The following is an 8,695-nucleotide window of genomic DNA, read 5'->3' on the forward strand; positions in this document are numbered from 1 at the left end:
AGACTGTCCTGATGCTGCTTGTTGCGGAAAGGCGGCGACATGACGCGGCGGGCGGCATGATCCCAGTCCTTGTTGAAATACTCAGATTCATCCAGCGTCAGGTGTTGGATCAGCGGCTCGCCCCAGACGCGCTTGCCCTGCATCCGCGCCCGGCGAATGGCCTCGTGACTGTCCTCGCAAGAGGTATGCACGACATAAAGCGGCACGCCCGCCATATCGGCGATCATGATCGCGCGATTGGTGGCCTCACCCTCGACCTGCGGGGGCCGCGAATAGGCATGCGCCTCGGGGCCGGTATTGCCGTCGGCCAGCAGTTTCGCGGAAAGCTCTGCCACCACATCGCCGTTTTCGGCATGGACAAGGGCAATGCCGCCCAGCTCGCCCAACCGCTTGAACGAGGCATACATCTCATCGTCATTGACCATAAGGGCACCCTTATAGGCCATGAAATGCTTGAAGGTGGTGATGCCTTCCTGCTCGATCACGGTCTTCATGTCGTCAAAGACCTTCTCGCCCCACCAGGTCACCGCCATGTGGTAGGAGTAGTCGCAATTGGCGCGGCCGGACTTGTTGTGCCACATCTGTTTGGCGTCGAGCAGGCCCTGCCCCTGCCCCGGCAGCACGAAGTCGACGACCATCGTCGTGCCACCCGCAAGGGCCGCACGGGTGCCGGACTCAAAGTCGTCGGTGGAATAGGTGCCCATGAAAGGCATTTCCAGATGCGTATGCGGATCAATCCCACCCGGCATGACATAGCACCCGGTCGCGTCGAGCACGGTGTCGCCCTTGAGGCCCTCGCCGATCTGGGCGATCCTGCCGCCCTCAATCAGCACATCTGCCTTGTAGGTCAGATCGGCGGTGACGATGGTTCCGTTCTTGATGACTGTGGTCATGGACGCCCCCCAAGTTGCTTCAAAGCTTCATCGCGGTACGGCTTTTCGCGGAGTTCTGCATACGCGGACCCAACCGCAGACAGAAGTGTTTGCACGTCTTCTAAACTGAGCTCGGTTCTAAATGTCTCTTTCCCCTTAAACCTATCAACAAATGTGGTCCTGCCCCCGGCCGTTACTTGTACACGCGCATGGGCAATTGAGTTTCGAATGTGCCGCAAGAAATCGGGCAGATTTTCGCCGCATATTTTATTGAGTGCTGAGTTGGCCTCAAGATTATCGATCAGCTTGCTGCGCAATTCCGTTTTTTCCCAAAGCTCATGCGGATACAAAATTACCAGATAAAGAAGCGACAAAATTCTGGTTTGAAAATAAGGAGGCGGAGGGATTTCGTCTCGCTTTAGCCCCTTACCCTCTAGAATATTCCCACTTGCTGCACTCAGTGCATCGAGCCGGGTCGCTTCCAAAAAAATTTCGTGCTCAAGGAGCGCAACTTTCGGAATGTCAATTTCGTGAAATGGCGTCACCCCACGACCTCCGCCGTCTCCAGGACCGCGTGCAAGAGCACATCCGTCCCCGCCGCTGCCCATTCGGGGCTGATCTCCTCGGCCTCGTTGTGGCTCAGGCCGTCGACGCAGGGGCACATGATCATCGCGGTCGGCGCCACCTTGTTGATCCAGCAGGCGTCGTGACCGGCGCCGGAAATCAGGTCTGTATGGCTGTAACCCAGCCGTTCGGCGGCTGAACGCACAGCGCTGACGCAGGTCGGATCGAAGGTGACGGGATCAAAATGGCCAACGGGTTCGATCTCGATCCCCAGCCCCAGCTCCGCGGCGATCCCGGGCGCTTCGGCCTCCAGCCTTGCCCGCATGCCGTCCAGTTTGGCCTGGTCAGGGGAGCGGATATCGACGGTAAAGACGCATTTTCCGGGGATGACATTGCGGCTGTTGGGGTAGAGGTTGCACTGGCCGATGGCACCCACCGCGGCGGGCTGATTTTCCATTGCGATCCGGTGCACCAATTCGGTGATCCGCGCCATGCCAAGGCCCGCATTGACCCGCATGTTCATCGGCGTTGATCCGGTATGGGCATCCTTGCCGGTCAGCGTGACCTCAAGCCACCAGAGCCCCTGCCCATGGGTGACAACTCCGATATCGAGGCCCTCGGCCTCAAGGATCGGGCCCTGTTCGATATGCAGTTCGAACATCGCATGCATCTTGCGGGCGCCAACCTGCTCATCGCCCTCCCAGCCGATGCGCTTCAGTTCATCGCCAAAGCGCAGGCCTTCGGCATCGACGCGGTCCTTGGCCCAGTCTTCCTCCAGCACACCGGCAAAAACGCCAGAGGCGAGCATGGCGGGGGCATAGCGGGTGCCTTCCTCATTGGTCCAGTTGGTGACGACGATGGGGTGCCTGGTCTTGACGCCAAGGTCGTTCATCGTGCGCACGACCTCTAGCCCCGCCAGCACGCCCAGCACGCCGTCATATTTGCCGCCCGTCGGCTGGGTATCAAGGTGGCTGCCCATATAGACCGGAAGCGCGTCCGGGTCCTCACCCGCCCTTGTGGCGAACATGTTGCCCATCGTGTCGACGCCCATGCTCATGCCCGCCGCCTCGCACCATTTCCGGAACAGCGCACGGCCCCTGGCATCATCGTCGGTCAGGGTCTGGCGGTTGTTGCCGCCCGCGATGCCGGGGCCGATCTTTGCCATTTCCATCAGGCTGTCCCAAAGGCGCGCGGGATCAATCCTGAGGTTCTCTCCGGGTGCGGGCATGTCTTTCCTCCTGTGCCATCCGGTTACGGGTCTTGATGCCCCTTGCGGTAACGGTCTTTCTGACCGTATGGTCAGGAATGAGACGACCACAACCTGACCATTCGGTCAACAAAAATCTTGGGGCGTATGGCGGCACCTGAACGGATATCGAAACGGGATGCAACCCGGCGCGAGAATGAGACGCGCATTCTGGCAGCAGCTGAAAAGGTCTTTGCCGAAGCCGGGTTCGGTGGAGCCACGATGCAGCTGATTGCCGATATGGCGGGGCTGCCGAAAGCCAATCTGCATTACTACTTTCCGACCAAGGAAGAGCTTTATCGCAAGGTGGTGCAACAGATTTTCGAGATCTGGCTGCATGCGGCGGACAGTTTCGACAATGCCCCCGACCCCGCCTCCGGCATCGGCGCTTATATCGACGCCAAGATGGAAATCTCGCGCCGTCATGCCGATGGGTCAAAGGTCTGGGCCAGCGAAGTGATGCATGGCGCGCCGGTCATTCAGGATTATCTGGAAACCACGCTGCGGGATTGGACCGCGGGCCGTGCCGCACTGATCCAGCGCTGGGTGGATGAGGGCAAGATGGAACCGGTCGATCCGCGCCATCTTCTTTACATGCTCTGGGCCACGACCCAGCACTACGCCGATTTTGGTCACCAGATCGAAACCCTGAACGGCGGCAAGCCGTTGAACGACCGGCAATGGAAAGCCGCGAAAGATAATGTGAAAACCATCATCCTGCGCGGAATAGGCGCGATCTGAGCCACAGATGCCCGATCAATTGCATCAAATTGCACGAGAATTATTGACCTGCAGGTAATCCCGGCCAATTCTGATCGCAATAATAAGGGACAGGCTGGGATGGATATGGTGTCATTGCGCCCGAGCAGGGTTCAGTATTTCTTTGGATCACGCGCCAAATTTCTTTACGAACTGATCGGCTGGCATTTAAGGAATGCCACGGATCTGAAATTCATGAATTACGGTTTTGCCTTCGACCGGGACGAAGACATGCCACAGCTACGCGCCGAAGACGAGGCCGAGCGATATTGTGCACAACTCTACCATGCGGTGGCTGGCCAGACCGATCTGACGGGGAAACGGGTGCTCGATGTCGGATCGGGGCGCGGCGGCGGGGCATCCTATGTTCACCGTTATCATGAAACGCGCGAAATGATTGGCTGCGATCTGGCCGACCGGGCGATATCCTTTTGCCAGCGGGTCTATGGCGGGGTCGACGGTCTGTCCTTCCGGCAGGGCAATGCGATGGACCTGCCCTTTGGCGAAGGTGAATTCGACGCGGTGACCAATGTCGAAAGCTCTCACTGCTACCCCGATCTGAACGCCTTCCTGGCCGAGGTCTTTCGCGTGCTGAAACCCGGCGGTCACTTCCTTTACACCGATTTCACGCCGCCCCGTGGCGACCCGAAAGCTGCGCAGCGCATGACGCTCGCGTCCCTTGATCAGGCCGGTTTCGGACCGGTTGAGGTCACCGACATCACCGGGAACATCCTGCGCGGGCTTGAGCGTGACCACGAGCGTCGGGCCCGCGAAATCGGCCGCCGGTTTCCGCCGGGCACCCGCCGGGCGGTCAAGCTCTGGGCCGGGCTGCCTGGCTCATGGATCTACAAGGATTTCGCCGAAGGACGGCGCGACTATCTGATGTATTGCGCCACGAAACCGGCCGCCGCCGAGCCGGTCACCGCGCCCGCACGTCATTTCAGTTCCACCTCGACAAAGGTCATGGAGGCGGAACCGGCATTGATGACATTGTGCTCCACCCCGACGTCGCGGCGATAAGAGGTTCCGGCCGGAACGGTGACCTGCCGGACACCGCCCCCCGGCTCTTCCAGCGCCATCTCGCAATCGGTCACAGCGGTGATGACATAGTCATGCCCATGCCGGTGCCAGCCGGTTTCGGCCCCCGGCGCGAAATCGAAACGGGTCACGCGGACCCGGTCATCGTCGATCTGAACGGTGGCAAGACATGCTGGACGGGTCATTGGCGCCTCCCTGGCCTGATGTGATGGGTCGACATTCTCACGGCAACTGCGCTGCAGGTCTGCTGCTATGTCCAAAGCCTGCCGTCGGATGATGCCAATTTGCCGTTTGACCTTCCGGTCAAATCCACGCTAGCACGATAAAAGGCGGCAAGGGAGAACCAGCGCGTGGCGAAACAACAGGCGGTGAACCGGCCCCTGACCCGCATTCAGCAGAAGAACCGTCAGACGATCCTGAACGCGGCCCTTGACGTTTTTTCCCAGTACGGATTTCGCGGGGCGACGCTTGATCAGATTGCCGAGGTTGCCGGTCTGTCGAAACCAAACCTGCTCTATTACTTTCCATCGAAGGAAGCGATCCACGCCGAATTGCTGTCGGGGCTGCTCGATACATGGCTCGATCCCTTGCGCGCGCTCGACCCGGATGGCGATCCGGTGCAGGAAATTCTTGGCTATATGCGCCGCAAGCTGGAACTGAGCCGCGACTATCCGCGCGAAAGCCGTGTTTTCGCCAATGAGATCCTGCAAGGCGCGCCACGCATAAAAGAAGCCCTTGAGGGGGATCTGAAGGCTCTGGTCGATGAAAAGGCCTCGACCCTGCGCCACTGGGCCGAAACCGGCCGCATCGCCGATCTGCCGCCGCATCACTTGATCTTCTCGATCTGGGCCATGACCCAGCATTATGCCGATTTCGACGTTCAGGTTCGTGCGGTGCTTGGTCCCGACCATGATCCTTATTCCGAGGCCGACGCATTTCTAAATACGCTCTTTCGCAAGCTTCTGGCCCCCTGACGGGCGCGGTCCATCGGGCAATGCCAGCGCGGCCAAGAACCGGGACGGGTGTCTGAAACCCGGTAGAGCGGTGCGAGGATCGACCGGCACGGCGTTACGGATACGGCAAAAACAAGGGCAAGGCGTTGACGATACGGTCTTGTCTCTGGACCTCGCCCGTGCCCGCGCTATAAGGGGGCAGGACTGCCCGGAGGTTGCCTGATGAAATTCCTGCTGCGCCTTTTGACCTGGTGGAATGGCCAGACGCTGGGAACCCAGCTTTTCACCGCCCGCAAGGGGGTGAAGGTGGGTGAGGATGCCGAAGGCAACTGTTTTTACCAGACCCGTGACGGCAAGCGGCGCTGGGTGATCTATAACGGCGAGAGCGAGGCAAGCCGGGTGACGCCCGACTGGCATGGCTGGCTGCATTTCACCTGGAATGAACCGCCGACCAAGGCCGCACTGGCCCACAAGCCCTGGGAAAAGCCGCATGAGGCCAACCTGACGGGCACAGCCCTTGCCTATGCGCCCGCAGGCTCAATCCGGCACGCAGCCCCGGCCGAGCGGCGGGACTATGAGGCCTGGAGCCCCGAATAGTGGCCGAGAATGTCACAGAGGTTCTGACCGGCGCGGGCGTTCTGGCCGCCGCTTTGGGGTTTCTTGTCTACGCCTCGGACGGCGCGGGCCTGACCCGTGCCACTGACAGCTACGATCTGACGGCAAGTTTCCGGTCGGTCGAGGGCATCACTGTCGGCACCGATGTGCGCATGGCCGGGGTCAAGGTCGGCTCGGTCACCGAACTGGCGCTGAACCCGCAGACCTTCTTTGCCGACGCGAAATTCACCGTGAAGAACGGCATCGTCGTGCCCGATGACAGCACCGCTGTCATCGCCTCGGAAGGGCTGCTGGGTGGCGCCTTTGTCGAGATCCTGCCCGGCGGCAGTCCTCTGGATCTGGAGCCGGGCACCGAGATCGAGGATACCCAAGGGGCTGTCAGCGTCATCGCGTTGATGATGAAATTCGTCGGCGGCGGTGATGAGACACCCGCAGGGGATAGCGCGCCATGAAATCCCTTTGGGCGGTCGTCGCCATGCTTGCCCTATCCGGCGGGGCGATGGCGCAGGATGTCGAAAGCGCGCCCGGCGCGCTTTTGCGCGGCCTCGACAAGGTGGCCGGCACGACAACCGATATCGATCTTGCCATCGGTGAGACCAAGGATTTCGGTCGCCTGTCAGTGACGCTCGCTGATTGCCGCTATCCGGTTTCCGACCATTCCTCGAACGCCTTTGCCCATGTGACCATCGCCGATGCGAATTCGGGCGCGGTGGCTTTCGACGGCTGGATGATCGCGTCGAGCCCAGCGCTCTCGGCCATGGACGATCCGCGCTATGACGTCTGGGTCATGCGCTGCACCATCCCAGAGGCCGAGGGCACCGAAGCGGCCGAATAATCCGCATCCCGCACCAGCGCCTCGGCCAGTTGCGCCCGATAGGCGGCGCGGGGGATTTCCACACCACCGAGTGAGGCCAGATGCGGGGTCAGGAACTGGGTGTCAAAAAGCGTGAAGCCCGTCACCCTGAGCCGGTCGACCAGATAGGCCAGCGCGATCTTCGACGCATTGGTGCGGGTTGAGAACATGCTTTCACCAAAGAATGCCGCACCGAGCGTGATGCCGAAGACCCCGCCAGTCAGTTCGCCCTCCTGCCAGACCTCCAGCGAATGGGCGCAGCCCATAGCGTGCAACGTCTCATATAGGGTCAGAAGGGGCGCGTTGATCCAGGTTTCATCGCGGTCGGCGCAGGCGCGGACGGTGGTTGAGAATGCCGAGTTTGTTCGAACGGTATGATCTTGACGTAGAATAGCCCGCTTCAATGAGCGTGAAATGTGGAAACCATCCAAAGGTATGATTCCACGCAAGCGCGGATCGACCCAGTGAAGCTCATCGGAATCCCGGCCCTCGGCCATCGGAAAGATGCCCTGAGCATAGCCCGACAGCATCAGGTCCGGCGTCAGCATGGCCGCGCCTTGCGGCCATGCGTGCGGGTCAGCCGAATTCCTTGTCCAGCCACTTTTCCAGCCAGTGGATGGAGTAGTTGCCGCTCTGGACATCCGGTTCCTGTAAGAGCGCGTGGAACAAGGGGATGGTCGTGTCGATCCCGTCCACGATCAGCTCGCCCAAAGCGCGCTGCAAGCGGGCCAGCGCCTCGGGCCGGTCGCGGCCATGGACGATCAGCTTGCCGATCAGACTGTCGTAATAGGGCGGGATCGAATAGCCGTCATAAAGGGCCGAATCCATCCGCACGCCCAGGCCGCCCGGCGCGTGATACTGGGTGATCTTGCCGGGACAGGGCGAGAAGTTCGGCAGTTTCTCGGCATTGATCCGCACCTCGATCGCATGGCCGTTCACCACCAGATCACTTTGCGTGAACGACATCGGCAGACCTTCGGCCACGCGGATCTGTTCGCGCACCAGATCGACACCGAAGATCGCTTCGGTGACAGGATGTTCGACCTGCAAACGAGTGTTCATCTCGATGAAATAGAACTCGCCATCCTCGAACAGGAATTCGATTGTGCCCGCACCGATATAGTTGATCTTGGCGACCGCATTGGCGCAGATGGCACCAATCTCGGCGCGCTGTTCGGGGGTGATGACGGGGCCTGGGGCCTCTTCAAACACTTTCTGATGGCGGCGCTGCAAGGAACAATCGCGTTCCCCCAGATGTACGGCGCTGCCCTTGCCGTCGCCAAAGACCTGAATTTCAATATGGCGCGGCCGCTGGAGGTATTTCTCCATATAGACTTCGTCATTGCCGAAGGCAGCCTTGGCTTCGGACCGCGCGGTACGGAAGGCGATCTCCAGCTCGCTTTCGTCCTTGGCAACCTTCATGCCGCGGCCACCACCACCGGCCGTGGCCTTGATGATCACCGGATAGCCGATCTCGGCCGCCACCTTCTTTGCCGCCGCCGTATCGGCGACACCGCCATCGGACCCGGGAACAACCGGAATGCCAAGTTTCTTGGCGGTTTCCTTGGCGGTGATCTTGTCGCCCATGATGCGGATATGCTGCGCCGAGGGGCCGATAAAGGTGATGCCGTGGTCTTCCAGCGCCTGCGCGAAGGCCGCGTTTTCGGACAGGAACCCATAGCCCGGATGCACGGCTTGCGCGCCCGTGATCTCGCAGGCCGAGATGATGGCGGCTTTCGACAGATAGCTGTCGGTCGAGGATGCAGGCCCGATGCAAACCGATTCATCGGCCATC

Annotated in this window: 12 protein-coding genes; 6 read left to right on the top strand and 6 right to left on the bottom strand. The window is 60.6% G+C overall.

Features of this window, described 5'->3' with window-relative positions; genetic code table 11:
* The 3 genes from WBB85_RS11475 to WBB85_RS11485 all read right to left on the bottom strand — a co-directional run.
* The coding region (locus WBB85_RS11475; RefSeq protein WP_432638748.1) for an amidohydrolase family protein at positions 1-893 on the bottom strand (893 nt) is incomplete at its 3' end.
* Complete coding sequence (locus WBB85_RS11480) at positions 890-1,417, bottom strand: HEPN family nuclease (RefSeq protein ID WP_432638749.1); 528 nt, start codon at positions 1,415-1,417, stop codon at positions 890-892. The genes WBB85_RS11475 and WBB85_RS11480, both read right to left, overlap by 4 nt.
* On the bottom strand, positions 1,414-2,664 hold the full coding sequence (locus WBB85_RS11485; protein WP_432638750.1) for a Zn-dependent hydrolase: 1,251 nt from the start codon (positions 2,662-2,664) through the stop codon (positions 1,414-1,416). The genes WBB85_RS11480 and WBB85_RS11485 overlap by 4 nt, the downstream gene beginning before the upstream one ends.
* A 126-nt stretch (positions 2,665-2,790) precedes the next feature.
* On the opposite strand from WBB85_RS11485, the gene WBB85_RS11490 reads away from it, so the two are divergent.
* Complete coding sequence (locus tag WBB85_RS11490) at positions 2,791-3,423, top strand: TetR/AcrR family transcriptional regulator (RefSeq protein WP_432638751.1); 633 nt, start codon at positions 2,791-2,793, stop codon at positions 3,421-3,423.
* A gap of 99 nt (positions 3,424-3,522) precedes the next feature.
* Positions 3,523-4,461: a class I SAM-dependent methyltransferase gene (locus tag WBB85_RS11495; RefSeq protein ID WP_432638752.1), complete on the top strand. Its 939-nt coding sequence runs from the start codon at positions 3,523-3,525 to the stop codon at positions 4,459-4,461.
* On the opposite strand, the gene WBB85_RS11500 is transcribed toward WBB85_RS11495, so the two are convergent.
* The gene (locus tag WBB85_RS11500) at positions 4,377-4,664 is read right to left on the bottom strand and encodes a cupin domain-containing protein (RefSeq protein WP_432638753.1); all 288 of its coding nucleotides are present in this window, start codon (positions 4,662-4,664) and stop codon (positions 4,377-4,379) included. The genes WBB85_RS11495 and WBB85_RS11500 overlap by 85 nt on opposite strands.
* Positions 4,665-4,829: 165 nt before the next feature.
* Here WBB85_RS11500 and WBB85_RS11505 point away from each other — a divergent pair, with 165 nt between their 5' ends.
* From WBB85_RS11505 to WBB85_RS11520, 4 genes are all read left to right on the top strand, one after another.
* Positions 4,830-5,453, top strand: coding sequence for a TetR family transcriptional regulator C-terminal domain-containing protein (locus tag WBB85_RS11505; protein WP_432638754.1), 624 nt, complete (start codon positions 4,830-4,832; stop codon positions 5,451-5,453).
* 201 nt (positions 5,454-5,654) lie between these two features.
* Positions 5,655-6,029 (top strand): NADH:ubiquinone oxidoreductase subunit NDUFA12, encoded by a 375-nt coding sequence (locus WBB85_RS11510; protein ID WP_432638755.1) that lies wholly within the window; start codon positions 5,655-5,657, stop codon positions 6,027-6,029.
* The gene (gene mlaD, locus WBB85_RS11515) at positions 6,029-6,499 is read left to right on the top strand and encodes an outer membrane lipid asymmetry maintenance protein MlaD (RefSeq protein ID WP_432638756.1); all 471 of its coding nucleotides are present in this window, start codon (positions 6,029-6,031) and stop codon (positions 6,497-6,499) included. The genes WBB85_RS11510 and mlaD overlap by 1 nt, the downstream gene beginning before the upstream one ends.
* A complete protein-coding gene (locus WBB85_RS11520; RefSeq protein ID WP_432638757.1) occupies positions 6,496-6,882 on the top strand; it encodes a DUF2155 domain-containing protein in 387 nt (128 codons plus the stop codon). The genes mlaD and WBB85_RS11520 overlap by 4 nt, the downstream gene beginning before the upstream one ends.
* Here the strand turns inward: WBB85_RS11520 and aat are convergent.
* Positions 6,819-7,448, bottom strand: coding sequence for a leucyl/phenylalanyl-tRNA--protein transferase (gene aat, locus WBB85_RS11525; RefSeq protein WP_432638758.1), 630 nt, complete (start codon positions 7,446-7,448; stop codon positions 6,819-6,821). The two genes, WBB85_RS11520 and aat, sit on opposite strands and share 64 nt — an antisense overlap.
* A 28-nt stretch (positions 7,449-7,476) precedes the next feature.
* On the bottom strand, positions 7,477-8,695 hold a 1,219-nt coding region (locus tag WBB85_RS11530), incomplete at its 5' end, for an acetyl-CoA carboxylase biotin carboxylase subunit (RefSeq protein ID WP_432638759.1).

Source organism: Albidovulum sp. (assembly GCF_049646345.1).
Classification (GTDB): domain Bacteria; phylum Pseudomonadota; class Alphaproteobacteria; order Rhodobacterales; family Rhodobacteraceae; genus Albidovulum.